Below are 19,888 nucleotides of genomic sequence, written 5' to 3' on the forward strand. Positions count from 1 at the left end.
TATGATGTTTAAATTGAGAGTAATATTTGAATATTTTTTTAATAAAATTTATTCAAATGACGAATTGCTTGTGTATAAATATGTCAGGAGTGATTCACTTGAATTATTAGATGAAATTACCATTGAAAAAGTTAGTGATAAAAATATAAAAGAATTGGCATTGTTTGAAGATAAAGAAAAAATAGATTGGTTAAATAGTAAGATTTTAAAAGGGAATGACGGTTACATAGCTTTCTATAATGGTATCTGTTGTCATAGGTCTTGGGTATTATTTGGACCTTATAATGAAGACATTCATTTTTCATATAAATTAGATCTTAAAAGTAATGAATGTTTGATACATTACTGTGAAACAAATCCAAAATTTCGAGGTCTAGGAATATATCCTTATGTTTTGAAATATATATGCAATAAATATCCTGATTTGGATAAAATTATTGTTGTAAATAAAAAAAACATTCCTTCTATAAAAGGGATTGAAAAGGCTTGTTTTATTTTGCAATATTCTTTTAAAATAAAGACTATTCTATTTTTTTCTAAAATCATTAAAAATGAAGATATTGTTACTTGCTGATGCAAGTGCCTCTCATATTATTAATTGGGCTAATTCTTTGTCTAATCAGGGTTGTGAAATTGATGTTTTTTCATTTACATATGTTTCACCTGAAAAATATTCTGAAAATGTTAGAATATTTAACTGCAATATTAAAAAGGCGAAAACAAATATTAAAGGATTTAATCTGTATAAATTGAGTTATGCTTTTTTTTTATGGAAACTTTATAGATTACTTATTCTTAATAAGTATGATATCATTCATGCACATTATGCTACTAGTTATGGATTTGTATTATCATTGCTAAGACATAAAAGAAAAATATTATCGTTTTGGGGATCTGATGTCTTTACGTTTCCTAAAAAATCTATTTTTCATAAGTATATTCTTAAACATAATATAAAATCGGCTGATATAATTCTATCTACAAGTAACTCTATGAAACTAGAATTACATAAATATACGAATAAGGATGTATTTGTAACGCCGTTTGGTATTAATACTCAAAGATTTTGCATGAAAAATGTAAGAAAAATTGATGCAGAATATGTTGTAGGAACAGTTAAATTTATAGAAAAAACATATGGAACTGATTATCTGATTAAAATGTTTAATATTTTAAAATATAGAAACCCTACGAAAAACATAAAATTATTGATTGTTGGAGGATATAATGATGAAAATTTTTATAATGAAATATTAGAATTAATATCTAGTTCAAATTATAAAAAAGATATTATTTTAACAGGTGTAGTTGATTATGAATATGTAGTTGATTACTATAATTCTTTAGATGTTTTTATTACCTTATCACGACAAGAAAGTTTTGGAGTTTCTGCATTGGAAGCTCAATCATGTGGAATTCCCGTTGTAGTTTCTACAGTTGGGGGACTGCCTGAAGTAGTTAAAGATGGAGTTACAGGTTATATTGTAGATAATTGCAATGTAGAAGAAGCTGCTAAAAAGGTGGAAGATCTTTTGTTTAATCCCAATAAAGCATTATTAAAGGAAAAGTGTCGGGAATTTGTTGCTCAAAAATACAATTGGAATATTTCTGTTGAAAATATGATTAAGATTTATAATGATATCTATGAAGATCTATAGAATTATAAAATGGTTTCATTTTCAGTTTAGATTTATAAAGGGGATTTTATGCTCTTTGTTTATACCTAATAAGATTAAACGTTTAGAATTTTGTAAAGAGTTGACTTTTTCAAATACTGATAAAGTTCTTATTTTAGTTCCACATTTTGATGATGAGATTTTAGCATGTTCTGGTTTAATTTATTATTGTTTGAAAAGTGGTATTGACCTAAATATTTTATATATAAGTGATGGTGCTAGAGGAGGAGTTAAGAACTGCAAGTCAGATTTTTTATATTCAAAAAAAAGAAGTCAAGAAAGTATTTTGGCTCTTAATGATTTAAAAAGTAATAATAATTGGTTAAGTATTAATTATTTGGATATACCAGACCAACAGATTTCAAATAGAATTCGTGATGTTTTAGATGCAGTTTCTAAAATTGAATTTAATGCTATTTTTGTACCTTATTCAAATGATCCTCATCCTGATCATAAATCTCTTTTTCAGATTTCAGATTCTATTTTAAATCATAAACATGTAGAAAGGTATGAGTATTATGTTCACTCAAATCAAATTGATTATTCGAACGTAACTCATTTTTCAGTTGCTCCTTTTGGAAAAGTGACTAGGGCTCTATATCGGTTTAAAACTCAGATTTATATCGATTTTGACAATGAGTTAATAAATCGTCGTAAGGGTAATAAGTATTATACTTTTTATAAATCAACAGTAATGCAGAATGGAGTTAAGGGAAGTTGCAACTAATGAACTAGATTATTTATTCGATTTAGCAGATAAATATGGTACTGTTTTTTCAAGTAAAAGATGGATCGATTTATATAATGCTGAAAATGTTTTAAAATTGGGATATTATGAAAATGATGGTAAATTGATAGGTGGAGTGTTTCTTTACAAAAGAAAAACTTTAATTGGGAATCTGTTGCTAGGTTTTCCTTTTAGTCCACATGTGGATATTTTCTTTGAAAAAGAAAATAAAAATAATTCGAAACGGAATTCGTTCATTAAACAATTAACAACACTTCTTGTTAATTATGTAAATAATCAAAATATTATTCTGTTTTCAGTTGCATTTAATCCAAACTATAAAGATTTACAACCTTTTTTATGGAATAATTACAAAGTTTCTTTGCTTTATACTTATAAAATCGACTTGGGACTTTCATTAAGTGAAATAGAAAAACTTTATTCACCAGAGAGACGAAATGATATAAAAAAAGCAAAAAGAGACAATGTTATAATTAAAAAAACAGATGACTATGAAGTTTTATTAAAGTTAATAAAAAATACTTTTAATAGGCAAAGTAAAAGCGTTGATATATATTTTATTGAAAAATTGCTGACTAATTATAATCATAATAATTCATTTATTTTTACAGCTTTTGATAAAGATGGGGTAGAACTTTCCTCGTGTTTTTTTATTTACGATAGGAATACCGTATATTATTTATTGAGTGGTTATAATAATGATTTAAAACATCATGGTGCAGGTCCCTTATGTATTGATGAAGCTATAAAGTATTCAAAATTATTAGGGCTGAAGTTTTTTGATTTTGAAGGATCAATGCAACCTCAAATTGAAAAGTATTTTAGAGGTTTTGGTGGTGATTTAGTTTATTACCCATATGTAAATAAAAGTTTTTTGCTTTTTGAAGTTCTTTTAAAATTTAAAAAAAGGAGATTGTTCTAATGAAGGTTATAGTTTCTCATGATATTGATCATTTGTCTGTAACAGATCATTTTAAGGATTTGATTTTACCCAAGTTTTTGATCCGTAATTTTATTGAATTAATTACGGGGCATCTATCAAAAAAGGAATTTTTTGATAGATTTTTCAAGTTGTTTCTTAATAAATGGCAAAATATTAAAGAAATTCATGCCTTTAATTTAAAAAATGGGGTTAAAGAAACTTTTTTTATTGGGGTTAATAATGGGAAAGGATTATCATATTCTTTTAAGAAAGCAAGAAAATGGATTGAATTTTTTCATGAAAATAAAATTCAAGTAGGTGTTCATGGAATTAATTATAGAAATTATGAAGATATTACGATAGAGTTTGAAAAATTCAAATCTATAATTAAAGATGTTGATTTTGGTATTAGAATGCATTATTTGAGAACAAATGAAAGTACATTCAAAAATCTAAGTGCTGTTGGTTATATGTATGATAGTTCTTTAATGATGATTAAAGATGTATACAAAATTGGTAATATGTATGAATTCCCTTTACATATAATGGATGGTGTAGTTTGTGGAAACCGAAAATTCAGTGATGTTTCAATTGAAGAGGCTAAATTGAGAACAATAAATATCATTCAAAAAGCAAAAGAAGAGCAAGTTCAATATCTAACAGTTTTGTTTCATGATAGATATTTTGATGATAGTTTTTCTTTGTGGAAAGATTGGTATATTTGGTTGATTAAATTTTTAAAAGATCAGGGTTTTGAGTTTATCTCATATGTTGACGCTATTAAAGAAATAGAAAGTAATGAATGCAAGTGATTTTGTTGAATTAAACAAAAAAATGGGGCACAATATTTTAACAATTAGTAATCAAAGTTGGATTGTTAGAGATGATAAAAGTGCTATTTCTATACCTTCATTAGATAATATTTTTCCTTCAAGAGAAGAATTGAATTTATTAAAAAAAAGAGTTAGGTATGCATTATTTAAGACCGAAGTACCTTTTTTTTATAATTCTAGTGAATTTTTATTTGTTGGTGAATCTTATGATATTAATTTGTTCAATTCTAAGGTTCGAAATCAAATACGAAAAGGTCTTAAATCCTGTATAATTAAAAATCCTACTTTAATTGATCTTTATGAGAGAGGATTGTATTTGAATATTGAAACACTCAAAAGACATAATAGGAGTGTGGACTATTTGCAAAATAAGAAGAAATGGTCATCTTATATTGAAATATTAAAAAATACTTCTGATGTGACTATTAAAGGTGCTTATATAAATGACAAATTAATTGGTTATATCATTTTTATTTTTGTGAATGGGAAATATTATATTTATCATCCTTTTATGGATAAAGAGTATTCTTCTTGTTATCCTATGAATACGATTTTATATACGTTTATAAATGAAATAATAACAAAGGAAGGGAGCATTAATATCTCATATGGTTTATCATCTTTTTTGGAGAAAGAAGGGCTTGATCATTTTAAGAAGGGTATGCTTTTTGATGAAGTAAAATGTACTAGAATATTACTTTTGTCTGATTTTTATTCTTTGTTTATTAATAGATATGTGTATAAAATAATATCTGTATTAAGTAAGTTCCGATTATTGCAATCTAAATTGTATGATAAATATGTTCACTTATATAAAGAACGGACTATTTATTATGCATATTTAAAATATATTTCCAAATGATACCAAAATTTGGTAAAGAATTGAGATTAAGAGATGTGTTTAGTCGCAAAAAATCGAATGCTATTAGTGGTAAAAATGTATTTTTTCTTAATTCAGCCTCAGAATGTCTTGTTTTCTTTTTGCGACATATTGGTCAAAAGTTAAGAGTAGGTGTTCCTATTTATACTTGTTCTTCTGTTTATAATAGTATAATTGAAGCAGATTGTTATATTGTTTTTTTAGATCTAGGATTGGACGATGATTTTACATCAATACCTCGGGATTTAGATGTTTTGATTGTAACTCATTATTTTGGTGTAGTTAATAATTCGATAAGTGAAATTAAGAGACTTTATCCTAATTTGATTATTGTGGAAGATTGTAGTCATGTAAATGTAAAATTTTACAAGAGAGATAGACATTCGGATGCTTCAATTTTTAGTTTTAATTTTCATAAACCAATTGCATTAGGTATCGGGGGGGGGATTTATGTTAATACAATGTATAGTAATTTAAAAGATGATTATATCCAATTAAATACATTAAATTGGATGGATAATGTGAAAAAAATTAGTTTTATTTTATTTAAATATTTACTTCAATATAAATTTATTTATATTACTTTTTATCCTATTGTTTTGTATCGCAGAAAAAATGATCAGAATAGGCATTACAATAAGATTGTGCCTCATAGATTAAATAAGTTTTATTTGTTTTTATTAAATAATCTGATTGTTAATTTTGAATTGTGTGAAAAATCATTAAAAAGATATTCTTTTTTTGTCAATAATGATAAGTCTCTAATTACATATTCTTATTTTCCAATTTTTTTTGAGAGTAAGTTTAAAAGAGATGTTATTTTTGACAATTTGATTAAAAATAAAATTGAAGCATTTATACTTTGGAATAATTGTAAGCAACATGCAAAGTATTATGATCGAACATACATTTTTGATTCTTCTAAAAATACAAACTATATACTTGATCATATCTTATTTATTCCATACAAATTATTTTCTAATGATTATTATTTTTATAAGTTTGAAAAAATTGTTAATAATTAGATATGAATATTCTTTTAATTAATCATTATGCAGGAAGCCCTGAGTTAGGGATGGAATTTAGGCCGTACTATTTGGCAAAAGAATGGTTATCTCAGGGTAATACAGTTAAAATTGTAGGGGCTACTTATTCGCATCTTAGAAAAAAGCAGCCACTTGCAGGAGAGCAGAATATTGATGGTGTAGACTACTATTGGATTAAATGCAATAGGTATAAAGGGAATGGTATAGGTAGGGTACTATCGATGTTCATTTTCGTTTTTAAGATTTTCCTAAAGTATAAGTCTCTGATAAAAGCAGGAAAGCCAGATGTCGTTATCGCATCTTCTACATATCCGCTGGATAATATTATCGCAAGGTATATTTCAAAAAAAACTGGTGCAAAATATATATATGAGGTACACGATTTGTGGCCATTATCTCCTGTTGAATTAGGTGGTATGTCAACAAAACATCCATTTGTAAAATTAATGCAATGGGCAGAAAACTATGCGTATAAGCACTGTGATGCTGTTGTTTCTATGCTTCCTTGTGCATTAGAACATATGATGGAGCATGGGCTAAGCAAAGAAAAGTTTTATTGTGTGCCTAATGGCATTGTTAAAGCAGATTGGGATCGTGTTGAAAAACTGCCTAAAGAACATTCCCAATTAATTCAAACGCTTAAGAAAGATAGATTTTTAGTTGGTTTTGCTGGAGCTCACGGCATTGCAAATTCTCTTGACGCTGTTATTGATGCAGTTTCAGCATTAAAAGATGAGAATATATCGCTTATTCTTGTAGGTACAGGTCAGGAAAAGGATAATCTCATTTTATATGCAAGAGAAAAGCAAATAAGTAATGTATTCTTTTTACCTCCTATTACAAAATATCAAATACCATCATTATTAAAAGAAATGGATGTTCTGTATATTGGTTTACAAAGACAATCACTTTTCAGATTTGGTATTAGCCCCAATAAGATATTTGACTATATGATGGCTGGTAAACCAATTGTTCAAGCAATTGATGCTGGTAATAATATTGTTAAGGATGCCCAATGTGGTATTTATGTAGAACCTGATAATTCTAACGCTATTGCTGATGCAATTTTGAAGTTAAAAAAATCAAATAAAAGATTATTAGAAGAATATGGTAATAATGGACATGAGTATGTTTTAAAACATCATGCTTACGATGTTCTTTCAAAACAGTTTTTAGATATAATTAAATCATTATAGATATGAAGGTTGTAACAGTAATAGGTGCTCGTCCTCAGTTTATAAAAGCCGCAGTTGTAAGTAGGGCTTTTCAAAAATCCGACGAGGTAGAGGAGGTTATAGTTCATACGGGTCAGCATTTTGATACTAATATGTCGGATGTATTTTTTGAGGAGATGAGCATACCAAAACCTAAATATAATCTGAATATTAATGGTCTTGGTCATGGTGCTATGACAGGTCAGATGCTCGAAAAAATAGAAGTGGTGTTACTTGAAGAGAATCCAGATTGGGTTTTAGTATATGGTGATACTAATTCTACATTGGCGGGAGCAATTGCTGCAACTAAATTACATATAAAAGTAGCACATGTTGAGGCAGGATTAAGGTCTTTTAATATGAAAATGCCTGAAGAGGTTAATCGCATATTAACTGATAGGGTAAGTAATGTACTATTCTGTCCTACTGATCAGGCTATAGAAAATTTGTTGAAGGAAGGATATGCTAACATTGATGCTGATATTGTAAATATTGGTGATGTTATGCAGGATGCTGCAATATTTTACTCTTCTAAGGCAAAAATAGGTAATCTTGAGACTCCTTCTGATTATATACTTTGTACCATTCATAGAGCAGAGAATACAGATGATCCCCAAAGACTTAAAAGCATTATAGATGCTCTTAACAAAATATCTCAAACTATGGATATAGTTTTGCCTCTTCATCCTCGAACAAGAATGAAGTTAAGTGCGATAGGCTTTTCGTTTGAAACTTCAAAAATTAAATTTATTGAGCCAGTTGGTTACCTTGAAATGGTTCATCTATTAAAAAATTGTAGTTTGGTAATGACCGATAGTGGCGGTTTGCAAAAAGAGGCATACTTTTTTAGTAAGTATTGCATAACGCTAAGGGATGAAACAGAATGGGTTGAATTGGTAAATAATGGGTACAACTCCTTAGTTGGTAGTGATTATAATAAGATAGTTAACGAAGTTGAGAGTAGGTTGAAATCTGGTGATTTAGAAAAATCCGATTACCTATACGGAAGAGGGAATGCTGGTGAAAAAATATTAGAAAAGTTGTTAGAATTTAATTCTTAGATAAGAGTTTAATACCAAAATACTTAAAATGAAGAATCTTGCACTAATTGGAGCCGCAGGTTTTATTGCCCCTCGTCATTTAAAGGCAATGAAGGATACTGGGAATAATCTTATTGCAGCCTACGACGTATTTGACAGCGTTGGTATAATGGATAGTTTTTTCCCTGAATCGTCTTTTTTTACCGAATTTGAGCTGTTTGATAGGCATCTCTCTAAAAATAAGGGAACAGATAAGGAGGTCGACTACGTTTCGGTATGTACACCAAACTATTTACACGATGCTCATATTCGTTATGGTTTACGCTTAGGAGCAAATGTTATTTGCGAGAAGCCAATCGTACTAAACCCTTGGAATATCGATGCGCTTATGAATGTTGAAAAAGAAACTGGACATAAGGTTTATAATGTGCTTCAGCTTCGACTTCATAGTGCAATTAAAGCATTAAAAGAGCGTATTGATAGTGAAGGGCGCGATACTAAGTACGATGTTGACCTTACCTACATTACTTCTAGAGGTAATTGGTACTATACCACATGGAAAGGAGACGTAAAGCGTAGTGGGGGAGTTGCTACCAATATTGGGGTTCACTTTTATGATATGCTTTCTTGGATATTCGGTAAAGTGCAGCAAAATGTTGTTCATGTTAGCTCTCATGATAGGGTATCTGGATATCTTGAATTTGAGAAAGCTCGTGTAAGATACTTCTTAAGTATTAATTACGATACTTTACCTGAAGAGGTTAAATTAGCAGGCAAGCGCACCTATCGCTCGATGACTATCGAAGGTTCTGAGTTCGAATTTAGTGATGGATTTACAGAACTTCATACCGAAACCTATAAGGATATTCTTAGTGGTAATGGATTTGGATTAAAAGAGGCAAGAACCGCTATAGAAATAGTTCACGATATCCGCCATGCTGAACCTCAAGGTTTAAAAGGAGATTATCATCCATTTGCTAAGTTGGAATTAGCATCTCATCCTTTTGGTTGGTAAGAAAGTTTTAGGAATTGGAAAACTTAATAAACCAAATAACCCCTTTTTTAAAGGGCGAAATAAGCATCAGTGAGATAGATAAAATTATCTATTCCACTGATGCTTCTGCTTATAAGGAAAAGCCTTTAGGTGTTGTATATCCTAAGGATGCTGAAGATTTATGTAGAATAATAGAATTTGCTGTTGAGAATAATTTATCATTAATACCTCGTGCAGCAGGGACCTCATTGGCGGGGCAAGTTGTTGGGAATGGTATTATTGTAGATATTTCTAAATACTTTACCTCAATACTAGAAATAAATAAGGATGAGCAATGGGTTCGGGTACAACCTGGTGTTATTCTCGATGAGCTAAATCTTGCAGTAAAGGAAGCAGGTTTATTTTTTGGTCCTGAGACATCTACTGCTAATCGCTGTATGATGGGGGGCATGATCGGAAATAATTCTTGTGGTTCACATTCCATTGTGTATGGTAGTACTCGTGACCATCTATTAGAGGTAAAGATGCTTTTAGCCGATGGTACAGAGGCGCATTTTAAACCGCTTTCGAAGGCTGAATTTAACGAAAGATTAAAATTAAAAGGGCTTGAAGGAGATATTTATCGAAAAGTATTTGAGATTTTATCTGACGAAGAAAACCGAAAGGAGGTAAGGGAGCAGTATCCAGAACCATCCTTAAAGCGTCGCAATTCGGGGTATGCGCTCGATCTGCTGATGGATAATGAAACCTTTTGCGATAGCGGCGAAAAAATTAATCTTTGTTCAATTATAGCAGGTTCCGAAGGCACTCTAGGCTTAATTACCGAGGCTAAACTAAATCTAGTTCCTCTTCCTCCAGCTGAGAAAGCTGTAATTTGTATTCATTTGAATAAGCTCGAAGAGGCTTTTCTTGCAAATCTTATAGCACTAAAATATGGTCCAACAGCTGTAGAGCTAATGGACAAGAATATCCTCAATCTTACTAGGGATAATATTGAACAAAACCGCAATCGCTTCTTTGTTGAAGGCGAACCTGCTGCAATATTAATAGTGGAGCTTGCTGAAGCGGTCAAAGATGATGTTGTAACAAAATATAAAGCGATTGTTGCAGATTTGAAGCAACAGGGCTATGGTTATCATTATCCAATAATTTGGGGAAATGATATTGCCAGAGTTTGGAGTTTACGTAAGGCAGGATTAGGCATTCTATCGAATATGAAGGGAGATGCAAAACCTGTTTCTGTAATAGAAGATACAGCAGTTACTCCGGAAAGGCTTCCTGAATATATGGAAGACTTTAAAAAGGTGCTTGATAAATATGGTCTCGATTGTGTTTACCATGCTCATATTGGGAGTGGAGAATTGCATCTTCGTCCGATACTAAATTTAAAGGACCCTAAAGATGTGAAGCTATTTAGGGAGATAGCAACTGATGTTGCCCATTTGGTAAAGAAGCATCGAGGTTCATTAAGTGGAGAACATGGTGATGGTCGTCTTCGAGGCGAATTTATACCAATCATGTTTGGTGAGCGTTGCTACAAAATGATGAAAGAAATAAAGAAGGCTTTCGATCCTCAAAATATATTCAATCCTAATAAAATTGTAAATACACCTTCGATGAATACGCATCTTCGTTATCCTATTGGAGTTAAGGAGAAGGTGTTTGATACAATATTTGATTATTCTGATTCGGATGGCTTGCTCAGAGCTGTAGAGCGTTGTAATGGTTCGGGGGATTGCCGAAAGACCAAACTCGCAGGGGGTACTATGTGTCCGAGTTATATGGCTACGAAGGATGAGAGTAAGACAACTAGGGCTCGTGCTAACATGCTTCGCGAGATTCTTACTCATAGCGATAAACCTTTTGAGAGTAGGGAATTGTATGAGATTTTGGATTTATGTCTATCGTGTAAAGGTTGTAAATCAGAGTGCCCTTCAAACGTAGATATGGCAAAATTGAAAGCCGAATTTTTACAGCATTATTATGATGTAAATGGCATTCCGTTACGCTCTCGCATGGTTGCTTATATAACCTATATTTATAAATTTGGAAGTATTGCTCCTTTGATCACCAATTTTTTTATGGGAACAAAGGTTATTGCAAAACCAATACAGCGTATGTTGGGTTTTAGTGATAAGCGTACCCTTCCATTATTATATAAAACAACATTAAAGAGGTGGTTTAGAAGTACCAATTTAGCAACTTCCAATAAAAAGGGTAAAATTATTTTCTTTAACGATGAGTTTACTAACTACAATGATGTAGAAGTAGGAATTAAATCTATCCTTTTATTGCAGCATTTAGGATATGAGGTGGTAATACCGAATCATTATGAAAGTGGTCGTACCTATATTTCAAAGGGGCTTATAAGAACTGCAAAGCGAATTGCAAATAGAAATATTGAATTGCTAAGTCTATTAGTTAATGAAAGCACCCCTTTAGTTGGTATAGAACCTTCGGCTTTACTTTCATTTCGAGATGAATATCCAGATTTATCTCTACCTGAAAATAGAGATAAATCAAAAAAACTTGCTCGTAATGCATTTTTGATTGATGAATTTCTAATGCATGAGATGCAGAAGGGAAACATAGTAAAAGAACATTTTACTGATGAAGCATGTGAAATTCATTTCCATGGGCATTGCCAGCAAAAATCTATTGCAACAACTGTGGCTACTAAGTTTATCCTTAGTTTTCCTGTAAACTATAAAGTTCAGGAGTTGAAGACGGGATGCTGTGGTATGGCAGGCTCGTTTGGCTATGAAAAAGAGCACTATAACCTTTCTATGGCTATTGGGGAGTTGGTTCTTTTTCCTGCAGTTCGTAACGCTTCTGCTAATGTAGTAATTGCAGCACCAGGCACTAGTTGTCGTCATCATATAAAAGATGGTACCGGAAGATCTGCGGTACATCCAATAGAAGTATTATATGAAGCACTTAAAAAATAAAGATATATGAAAATTCCATTTTCACTTCCTGTCATCGATGATGATGTTGTAAAAGAGATGCAAGATACATTAACCAACACAGGTTGGTTAACAACTGGTCCCAAAACAAGAACGCTTGAGGAAGAAATTCGAAAGTTTTGTAATGCTAGCGAAGTGCTTTGCGTAAACTCTTGGACATCGGGCGCAATGCTGATGTTACGTTGGTTTGGGATAGGCTATGGAGATGAAGTCATTATTCCTGCTTATACCTATAGTGCAACAGCTCTATGTGCATTAAATATGGGTGCAACACCTGTAATGGTTGATGTTAAGGACGATTTTACAATTGATGAATCAAAGTTGAAGTCTGCCATTACATCTAAAACAAAAGCAATCCTTCCTGTTGATATTGGTGGTTGGCCCTGCGATTATAATGCAATAAAAAGAGTGCTAGAGGATAAAGAAGTAAAAAGCCTATTTACACCTTCTAATCCTACTCAAGAAAAGTTGGACAGAATACTTGTTATTTCAGATGCGGCTCACTCTTTAGGGGCAACCTTCGATGGTATTGAAAGCGGATTGCTATCTGATGTAACTGTATTTTCTCTTCACTCTGTAAAGAATATTACAACAGGAGAGGGAGGAGCTATTGTTTTAAACCTTCCAGAACAATTCGATCAGGCTAAAGAATTGACGTATTTAAGGGCTCTCGCACTGAATGGACAAAATAAAAGTGCATTCGAGAAGAATCAGCCTGGAGCTTGGCGGTATGATATTATTGATCAGGGATTAAAGGTTAATATGCCTGATCTCTGTGCTTCGGTAGGCCTTTCGCAAATGAGGAGATATAGAAGCACCTTATTACCCGAACGAAAAGAGATTTTCAGCTATTATGTTGAAAAATTATCCCAATACGATTGGGCTATTATCCCTCCTCATAAAGATAATCTAAGGGAATCTTCCTATCATCTTTTTATGCTAAGAGTAAAGGATTTTTCAGAGGAGCAACGTGATAGAATGATCCAGATTATTAGCGAAAGTGGTGTAGGTGTAAATGTTCACTATATACCAATGGCTATGCTTACATTGTTCAAGTCACGAGGATATAACATAAGCGACTATCCTCAAACGTATGAGCTCTATAAGAATGAAATTTCGTTACCGATATATAATGGACTTACAAAAGATCAATTAGATCTAGTAATATCAACAGTTGTTGATGCATATAATAAAGTAATCGAATAGCAATGATAAACGTAAGCAAGTTTATATCCGAAAACATTACGAAAAGAGATAGTAGTATGTTTTTGGCAGATCTTGAAGCAAATCATGATCTGCTTACAAAAGAAATTAAGGATAAATCAGTATTGGTAATCGGAGGTGCCGGAACTATTGGGGCATCGTATATTCGTGCATTGCTTAAATATGAGCCATCGAAGCTTTACGTTTTTGATGTTAACGAGAATGGCCTAACGGAGCTTACTCGCGATCTTCGCAGCACTTATGGCTTAAAGGTGCCTGATGATTATAAAACCTATCCGATTAACTTTTCAGATCCAATATTTGAAAAGATATTCAGGAGGGAAGGACCATTTGACATCGTTGCCAATTTTGCAGCACATAAGCATGTACGTAGCGAAAAGGATATCTATTCCGTACAAGCTTTAATTGAGAATAATGTAATTAAAGCTCGTAAGTTACTAGATCTTTTGGTTGAGTTTCCTCCAAAACATTTCTTTTGTGTTTCCACCGATAAGGCTGCTAATCCAGTGAACATAATGGGTGGCAGTAAGAAGATTATGGAAGAGGTTATTATGGCCTACTCCACAAAGTATCCGATTACAACTGCACGTTTTGCCAATGTAGCCTTTTCGAATGGTAGTCTATTGGCTGGCTTTATCGATAGGTTGATGAAGTCGCAACCTTTCTCTTCACCTTCGGATGTTAAGCGTTACTTTGTTTCTCCCGAAGAATCAGGTCAAATTTGCTTAATGGCATGTGTTTTAGGTAAAAGTGGAGATATTTTCTTTCCAAAGTTGACCAACGAGCATATGATGACCTTCTCCTGCATTGCCGATAGGTTCCTTGAGTCGCTAGGATATGAACCAGATTACTGCCAAACTGAAGAAGAGGCTCGCAAAAAGGCGTTAGATTTAAATGGCAAAATAAAAAAGTATCCGGTTTACTACTTTAAATCTGACACTTCAGGTGAAAAATCGTTCGAAGAATTCTTTACAGAAGAGGAAGTTGTGGATAATTCATCATTCAAGGCCCTTGGTATAGTAAAGAATGCTCCAAAAAGAAGTTTTGAGGCAATTAACACTATTATAGACGGCTTGAATAAGGTGTTTACTAAATCTGATTTGAAAAAGGAGGATATTGTGGCGGAAATGTCAAAGTTTCTTCCAAATTTTCATCATATAGAAACAGGTAAAAACCTAGACCAAAAAATGTAATTTGTGATGATATATTGCAGAATTTTATAATTCACGCATCACGCATCACGCATCACGCATAATATATGTATCTATTACTTAAACGCCTTGTAGATCTTATAGTAGCATTTGTTGCTTTACTAGTATTGTCTCCTATTTTGATTCCTGTTTGCATTTTACTTTTACTTACAGGTGAGCATGAGGTGTTCTACCTTCAAAAAAGAGTGGGATACAAGAATAAGCGGTTTCAAATATGGAAGTTTGCAACCATGCTGAAGAATAGTCCAAATATGGGAACTGGAAGTTTAACATTACGTGGCGATTCTCGTGTTTTACCAATGGGTAAATTTCTTCGTAAAACTAAGATTAACGAGTTACCTCAAATAGTAAACGTACTTATTGGGAATATGTCCTTAGTTGGTCCTCGTCCTCAAATGGAAGTTGACTTTTATAGATATCCAGAGCATATTCAGGAGGTGATATATAATGCAAAGCCTGGAATAACAGGCATTGGTTCTATTGTTTTTCGTGACGAAGAGAAAATCCTAAGCGAATCATCAATGGATGCAACGGAATGCTATATCAAGCAGATTGCTCCCTATAAAGGTAAACTGGAAGAATGGTATTTAGAGAATAGATCTCTATATGTAGATTTTTTATTGATATTCTTAACCGCATGGGTAATCGTATTTCCCGAAAGCAACCTGCAGTATAAGTTGCTAAGAAATTTACCTGAGAAACCGAAGTTTTACTAACAACTTTCTAATAAGATATTGAATAAGAAGAGCCGCAACGTTGCGGCTTTTTTTATTTTATCTATCCATAAATAGGCACCAATTAGAGGCTAAACGCAGAGAGTCAGAGATACCGAGATCACAGGTTTACAAAAGTTTTTTATCATTCGTCATGCATCACGGTTCATTGCATTTCTTTTTCATTTTTCATCCTTTCATATTTTCATTTCCCTACTCCCTACTCACAATTTCCGATTCCCCGCTCACGCATCACGCATCACTGCATTATTTTTCATCTTTCATGTTCCTGATCACAAGATCACTATTCACGATTCCCTACTCCCTATTCCCTTTTTCCCATTCTCGCATCACTCATCACCAAAAAATCCCTATCTTTACAATAAAAACAAATGGATACGCGTTGGATTCAGCGGTTTAACAATTTGAATAAGGCGATTAGTAGCCTTTCTGTAAGCTTGCTCGAGGACACATCGAATAACATAACTCTTCGTGCTGGGGTTATCCAATTCTTTGAGATGACATTTGTGCTAGCATGGAAGACCTTAAAGGATTACCTTAACGAGATTGGGTACGACGAGGTAAACTCACCTCGCTCTGCAATTAAGAAGGCCTTCGAGATAGGTATTGTTGATGATGGCCATCTCTGGTTAAAGGCATTGGAAGATCGTAACTTAACAGCTCATACCTACGAGGAGGAAACGGCAATAGAAGTGGAACGGTTAATTCGCGAATCCTACTACCCAATGGTTTTAGAATTGCAAAAGAAGCTTGAACAAGTAAGGAATGCAGAAGGAGTATAGTGCATTATCGGTTGGCCTTCGCTTATCCGATCTGGAGCTTATGGCAGAAGTATTTTCGAGCTTTAGCGAAGTCGAAAAATGTGTTCTATTTGGGAGTAGAGCCAAGGGAACATACCGTAATGGGAGTGATGTTGATGTTGCTTTATTTGGGGGAAACATAAGCCATACCATTGCTCGCGATATATCATTTGTTTTAAACGAAGAATCTCCGCTCCCTTACCATTTTGATATTGTTGTGTATAATCAAATAACCAATGCAGACCTTAAAGAGCATATCGATAGGGTTGGAGTTGTAATTTATGCCAGACAATAATTTTTATTCCACGAATTCTCACAAATTCCACAAACTACCCTTTGTGCTATTCCTTTGAAAACTTTGTGGTTGAAAAAAAAGAAGTATCACGATTCCCGACTCACTCTTCCCGCATCACCTGTCACGATTCCCTCTTCACCCATCACGCCTCACCCTTCACAAAAAAACTCTGTGTTTATCCTTTAAATCAGTGAAATCCGTGTTCTGATTTTTCATTTTTCATTTTTTATCATTCATTTTATTGAGTAGTTTTGACATTTATTTTTTGCGTGTTTTGAGGATAGACTCCTTTGCAGGATTAGATGTCTATCAGAAAGTTTTTGGTTTAAATTTAACATTATGAGTAAAGTTGCATTAATTACCGGAGTAACAGGTCAAGATGGTGCCTATCTATCGGAATACCTATTAAAGAAAGGATACATTGTACATGGTATTAAGCGTAGGTCGTCGTTGTTTAATACCGATAGAATCGACCATATCTACCAAGATCCACATGTGGAGAATCGTAACTTTATCCTTCACTATGGCGATTTGACCGATAGCATGAATATTACCCGTATTATTCAGGAGGTTCAACCCGATGAAATCTACAATCTCGCAGCAATGAGCCACGTGCATGTTAGCTTCGAGACTCCCGAATACGTTGGTAACGCCGATGGATTAGGAACGCTTCGTATTTTAGAGGCTGTTCGTTTACTTGGATTAACCGAAAAGACAAGAATATATCAGGCATCAACATCCGAGCTATATGGATTGGTGCAGGCTGTGCCACAAAGTGAGACTACACCTTTCTACCCACGATCTCCATACGCTGTTGCAAAGCTTTACGGTTACTGGATTACCGTAAACTACCGTGAGGCATACAAGATGCATGCAAGCAACGGTATTCTATTTAACCACGAGTCGCCAATACGAGGAGAAACTTTTGTAACCCGTAAGGTAACTCGTGCCATGAGCCGTATTGCATTGGGCATGCAGGATAAGATGTTTATGGGTAACCTTAGCTCGCAGCGCGACTGGGGGCATGCCAAGGATTACATTCGTGCAATGTACCTGATTCTTCAGCAAGATGAGCCTAGCGACTACGTTATTGCAACAGGAATAACCACCTCTATTCGCGAGTTCATTAAGCTAGCAGGTAATGAAGCTGGCTTAACCATCGACTTCCGCGGTGAGGGCGTTAACGAAACCGGACATGTTGTTGCCGTAGATGAGACTAAGTTTGTTGAGCGAGTAGGCGAAAAGTACCTAGAGGCAATGAAGCAGCGTATTGCCAACCAGGAGCAGGTTGTTGGTGTCGATCCTAAATACTTCCGTCCAACCGAGGTTGATTTGTTAATAGGTGATCCTACCAAGTCGAAGACAAAGCTAGGCTGGGAACCTAAGTACGATCTTAAGGGACTAGTTGAAGATATGATGCAGTCAGACATCAAGCTCTTCAAGAAGGATGCCTACCTTAAGGAGGGTGGATATCAGGTGATGAACTACTTTGAATAAATCCCTAATTACGCTAATTATCCCTAATCTCGCGAATTGATGTCGGATATACTGTACAAGGAGGAAAGTTACAAGATAGTCGGTGCATGTATGAAGGTGCATCGTACGCTTGGGGCTGGATTTCTTGAGGTAGTTTATCAAATTGCATTAGAAAAGGAGTTTACTTCACAAAATATCCCGTTTAGTTCACAGGTAAAGTTGCCTGTTTTCTATGAGGGTGAATCGTTGGGAAAATATTATGTTGCAGACTTTATTTGCTACGAAAAGATTGTAGTAGAGATAAAGTCTGCATCTTTTATATCTGAACCGCAGGAAAAACAGCTAATAAACTACCTTAAAGCAACAGGAAAGAAACTTGGTATACTTGTCAATTTTGGCGCAAAGTCCCTACAGTACAAACGAGCTATAAATTCGCACCCTTAGCATAATTCGCAATAATTCGTGTAATTCAAAAGAAATCGAGAAATAGAAAAAATGGAATTAACATCTAAAATATACGTTGCCGGTCACAAGGGGCTTGTTGGTTCTGCCATTTGGAAGAATTTACAGGCTAAGGGCTATACTAACCTTGTAGGCCGCGCCTCTTCGGAGCTAGATTTACGCGATCAGAAGGCTGTCGAGGAATTTTTTGCAGCAGAGAAACCCGAGTATGTATTTCTTGCAGCTGCTAAGGTTGGTGGAATTATGGCAAATAGCATTTACCGTGCCGATTTCATCTACCAAAATCTGCAGATACAGAATAACGTCATTCATAACGCCTATTTGCATGGCGTAAAGAAGTTGCTATTCCTTGGTAGTACCTGTATTTATCCTCGCGATGCTCAGCAGCCCATGAAGGAAACCGAATTGCTGACATCTCCATTGGAGTATACCAACGAACCTTACGCCATTGCAAAGATTGCAGGCATAAAGATGTGCGAGAGCTACAACTTGCAGTACGGAACCAACTACATAGCGGTAATGCCAACCAACCTATACGGTCCAAACGACAACTTCGATTTGGAGAAGTCGCACGTGCTGCCTGCTATGATTCGTAAGATGCACCTTGGCAAGTGCCTATTCAATAACGATTGGGATGCCTTGCGCGAAGATCTGAACAAACGCCCTGTTGAAGGTGTATCTGGTGATGCAGCAGAATTAGATATCCTTAGGGTGCTGGCTAAGTACGGAGTTTATTATGCTAATTACGCGAATATAGACGGATTAAACCAAGAGGCAATTCGTGAAATTCGTTCTAATTCGAGCAATTCGTGTACCGTAGAATTATGGGGAACTGGAACCCCGTTGAGAGAGTTTCTTTGGAGCGAGGAGATGGCAGATGCCAGCGTTTTCTGCATGGAGAACGTCAACTTTGACGACCTAGTTCGCGAAATTCGTAGCAACTCGAGCAATTCGCAGGAAATACGTAATACGCACATCAATATTGGTACTGGTAGGGAGATAACCATTAGAGATTTGGCCTACCGTATAAAGGAAGTTGTTGGCTTTGGTGGTGAGATTGTCTTTAACTCCGATAAGCCCGATGGTACTATGCGTAAGCTTACCGATCCATCTAAGCTGCATTCCTTGGGTTGGCATCACAAGATTGAGATTGAGGATGGCGTTAAGATGATGTACGATTGGTATATCTCTTAGTTGTTATTTGCTGATAAAGTACTACATCAAAAGCGCCTTTGGTTTCCCTAGGCGCTTATGTTTTATCTGAAGGTTTTGTTGCGTACATTTGGCAAGTTCATTTTTGCTTACTCCAAGTAGAGTAGACGTTAAACTAGGTCGGAAAACCAAATTAGAGAGCAATGAAGAATGTC

General features: G+C 34.1%; 19 protein-coding genes. All 19 read left to right on the forward strand.

The window, feature by feature from the left end:
- Position 1: 1 nt before the first annotated feature.
- A complete protein-coding gene (locus CLV25_RS14780) occupies positions 2-574 on the forward strand; it encodes a hypothetical protein (protein ID WP_165877103.1) in 573 nt (190 codons plus the stop codon).
- Positions 552-1,658, forward strand: coding sequence for a glycosyltransferase (locus CLV25_RS14785; protein ID WP_131840440.1), 1,107 nt, complete (start codon positions 552-554; stop codon positions 1,656-1,658). Before CLV25_RS14780 ends, CLV25_RS14785 begins: the two co-directional genes overlap by 23 nt.
- Positions 1,645-2,403: a PIG-L deacetylase family protein gene (locus CLV25_RS14790; protein WP_165877104.1), complete on the forward strand. Its 759-nt coding sequence runs from the start codon at positions 1,645-1,647 to the stop codon at positions 2,401-2,403. Before CLV25_RS14785 ends, CLV25_RS14790 begins: the two co-directional genes overlap by 14 nt.
- Complete coding sequence (locus CLV25_RS14795; RefSeq protein ID WP_131840442.1) at positions 2,378-3,346, forward strand: GNAT family N-acetyltransferase; 969 nt, start codon at positions 2,378-2,380, stop codon at positions 3,344-3,346. The genes CLV25_RS14790 and CLV25_RS14795 overlap by 26 nt, the downstream gene beginning before the upstream one ends.
- Entirely contained in the window at positions 3,346-4,158 is an 813-nt protein-coding gene (locus tag CLV25_RS14800) for a polysaccharide deacetylase family protein (protein WP_131840443.1), read from the forward strand. Before CLV25_RS14795 ends, CLV25_RS14800 begins: the two co-directional genes overlap by 1 nt.
- Entirely contained in the window at positions 4,145-5,041 is an 897-nt protein-coding gene (locus CLV25_RS14805) for a hypothetical protein (protein WP_131840444.1), read from the forward strand. Before CLV25_RS14800 ends, CLV25_RS14805 begins: the two co-directional genes overlap by 14 nt.
- Positions 5,038-6,084, forward strand: coding sequence for a DegT/DnrJ/EryC1/StrS family aminotransferase (locus tag CLV25_RS14810; protein ID WP_131840445.1), 1,047 nt, complete (start codon positions 5,038-5,040; stop codon positions 6,082-6,084). Before CLV25_RS14805 ends, CLV25_RS14810 begins: the two co-directional genes overlap by 4 nt.
- A gap of 2 nt (positions 6,085-6,086) precedes the next feature.
- A complete protein-coding gene (locus CLV25_RS14815; protein ID WP_131840446.1) occupies positions 6,087-7,301 on the forward strand; it encodes a glycosyltransferase family 4 protein in 1,215 nt (404 codons plus the stop codon).
- Between the two features lie 2 nt (positions 7,302-7,303).
- Positions 7,304-8,380 (forward strand): non-hydrolyzing UDP-N-acetylglucosamine 2-epimerase, encoded by a 1,077-nt coding sequence (wecB, locus tag CLV25_RS14820; RefSeq protein ID WP_131840447.1) that lies wholly within the window; start codon positions 7,304-7,306, stop codon positions 8,378-8,380.
- Between the two features lie 28 nt (positions 8,381-8,408).
- Positions 8,409-9,374: a Gfo/Idh/MocA family protein gene (locus tag CLV25_RS14825; RefSeq protein ID WP_131840448.1), complete on the forward strand. Its 966-nt coding sequence runs from the start codon at positions 8,409-8,411 to the stop codon at positions 9,372-9,374.
- 14 nt (positions 9,375-9,388) lie between these two features.
- Complete coding sequence (locus CLV25_RS14830) at positions 9,389-12,301, forward strand: FAD-binding and (Fe-S)-binding domain-containing protein (protein ID WP_131840449.1); 2,913 nt, start codon at positions 9,389-9,391, stop codon at positions 12,299-12,301.
- A gap of 6 nt (positions 12,302-12,307) precedes the next feature.
- Complete coding sequence (locus tag CLV25_RS14835; protein ID WP_131840450.1) at positions 12,308-13,525, forward strand: DegT/DnrJ/EryC1/StrS family aminotransferase; 1,218 nt, start codon at positions 12,308-12,310, stop codon at positions 13,523-13,525.
- Positions 13,526-13,527: 2 nt separating this feature from the next.
- Positions 13,528-14,736 (forward strand): polysaccharide biosynthesis protein, encoded by a 1,209-nt coding sequence (locus tag CLV25_RS14840; RefSeq protein WP_131840451.1) that lies wholly within the window; start codon positions 13,528-13,530, stop codon positions 14,734-14,736.
- A gap of 65 nt (positions 14,737-14,801) precedes the next feature.
- Complete coding sequence (locus CLV25_RS14845; RefSeq protein WP_131840452.1) at positions 14,802-15,470, forward strand: sugar transferase; 669 nt, start codon at positions 14,802-14,804, stop codon at positions 15,468-15,470.
- A gap of 389 nt (positions 15,471-15,859) precedes the next feature.
- Positions 15,860-16,270, forward strand: a complete 411-nt coding sequence (locus CLV25_RS14850; protein ID WP_131840453.1) for a nucleotidyltransferase substrate binding protein — start codon at positions 15,860-15,862, stop codon at positions 16,268-16,270.
- 40 nt (positions 16,271-16,310) lie between these two features.
- A complete protein-coding gene (locus CLV25_RS14855) occupies positions 16,311-16,583 on the forward strand; it encodes a nucleotidyltransferase domain-containing protein (RefSeq protein WP_131840454.1) in 273 nt (90 codons plus the stop codon).
- Between the two features lie 339 nt (positions 16,584-16,922).
- Positions 16,923-18,080, forward strand: a complete 1,158-nt coding sequence (gene gmd / locus CLV25_RS14860) for a GDP-mannose 4,6-dehydratase (protein WP_131840455.1) — start codon at positions 16,923-16,925, stop codon at positions 18,078-18,080.
- A gap of 39 nt (positions 18,081-18,119) precedes the next feature.
- Complete coding sequence (locus CLV25_RS14865) at positions 18,120-18,503, forward strand: GxxExxY protein (protein ID WP_131840456.1); 384 nt, start codon at positions 18,120-18,122, stop codon at positions 18,501-18,503.
- A 51-nt stretch (positions 18,504-18,554) separates the two neighbouring features.
- Positions 18,555-19,715, forward strand: coding sequence for a GDP-L-fucose synthase family protein (locus tag CLV25_RS14870; RefSeq protein ID WP_131840457.1), 1,161 nt, complete (start codon positions 18,555-18,557; stop codon positions 19,713-19,715).
- Positions 19,716-19,888: the final 173 nt, after the last annotated feature.

The sequence above is a fragment of the Acetobacteroides hydrogenigenes genome, assembly GCF_004340205.1.
GTDB classification, from domain to species: Bacteria; Bacteroidota; Bacteroidia; order Bacteroidales; family ZOR0009; genus Acetobacteroides; species Acetobacteroides hydrogenigenes.

Bases quoted from the DNA above. Each gene is read 5' to 3' on its own strand.
- wecB (WP_131840447.1), top strand. From the start codon at position 7,304: ATGAAGGTTGTAACAGTAATAGGTGCTCGTCCTCAGTTTATAAAAGCC.
- CLV25_RS14855 (WP_131840454.1), top strand. From the start codon at position 16,311: ATGGCAGAAGTATTTTCGAGCTTTAGCGAAGTCGAAAAATGTGTTCTA.
- CLV25_RS14780 (WP_165877103.1), top strand. From the start codon at position 2: ATGATGTTTAAATTGAGAGTAATATTTGAATATTTTTTTAATAAAATT.
- CLV25_RS14795 (WP_131840442.1), top strand. From the start codon at position 2,378: ATGGAGTTAAGGGAAGTTGCAACTAATGAACTAGATTATTTATTCGAT.
- CLV25_RS14785 (WP_131840440.1), top strand. From the start codon at position 552: ATGAAGATATTGTTACTTGCTGATGCAAGTGCCTCTCATATTATTAAT.
- CLV25_RS14825 (WP_131840448.1), top strand. From the start codon at position 8,409: ATGAAGAATCTTGCACTAATTGGAGCCGCAGGTTTTATTGCCCCTCGT.
- CLV25_RS14810 (WP_131840445.1), top strand. From the start codon at position 5,038: ATGATACCAAAATTTGGTAAAGAATTGAGATTAAGAGATGTGTTTAGT.
- CLV25_RS14845 (WP_131840452.1), top strand. From the start codon at position 14,802: ATGTATCTATTACTTAAACGCCTTGTAGATCTTATAGTAGCATTTGTT.
- CLV25_RS14865 (WP_131840456.1), top strand. From the start codon at position 18,120: ATGTCGGATATACTGTACAAGGAGGAAAGTTACAAGATAGTCGGTGCA.
- CLV25_RS14840 (WP_131840451.1), top strand. From the start codon at position 13,528: ATGATAAACGTAAGCAAGTTTATATCCGAAAACATTACGAAAAGAGAT.
- CLV25_RS14870 (WP_131840457.1), top strand. From the start codon at position 18,555: ATGGAATTAACATCTAAAATATACGTTGCCGGTCACAAGGGGCTTGTT.
- CLV25_RS14800 (WP_131840443.1), top strand. From the start codon at position 3,346: ATGAAGGTTATAGTTTCTCATGATATTGATCATTTGTCTGTAACAGAT.
- CLV25_RS14835 (WP_131840450.1), top strand. From the start codon at position 12,308: ATGAAAATTCCATTTTCACTTCCTGTCATCGATGATGATGTTGTAAAA.
- CLV25_RS14790 (WP_165877104.1), top strand. From the start codon at position 1,645: ATGAAGATCTATAGAATTATAAAATGGTTTCATTTTCAGTTTAGATTT.
- CLV25_RS14850 (WP_131840453.1), top strand. From the start codon at position 15,860: ATGGATACGCGTTGGATTCAGCGGTTTAACAATTTGAATAAGGCGATT.
- CLV25_RS14805 (WP_131840444.1), top strand. From the start codon at position 4,145: ATGAATGCAAGTGATTTTGTTGAATTAAACAAAAAAATGGGGCACAAT.
- CLV25_RS14815 (WP_131840446.1), top strand. From the start codon at position 6,087: ATGAATATTCTTTTAATTAATCATTATGCAGGAAGCCCTGAGTTAGGG.
- gmd (WP_131840455.1), top strand. From the start codon at position 16,923: ATGAGTAAAGTTGCATTAATTACCGGAGTAACAGGTCAAGATGGTGCC.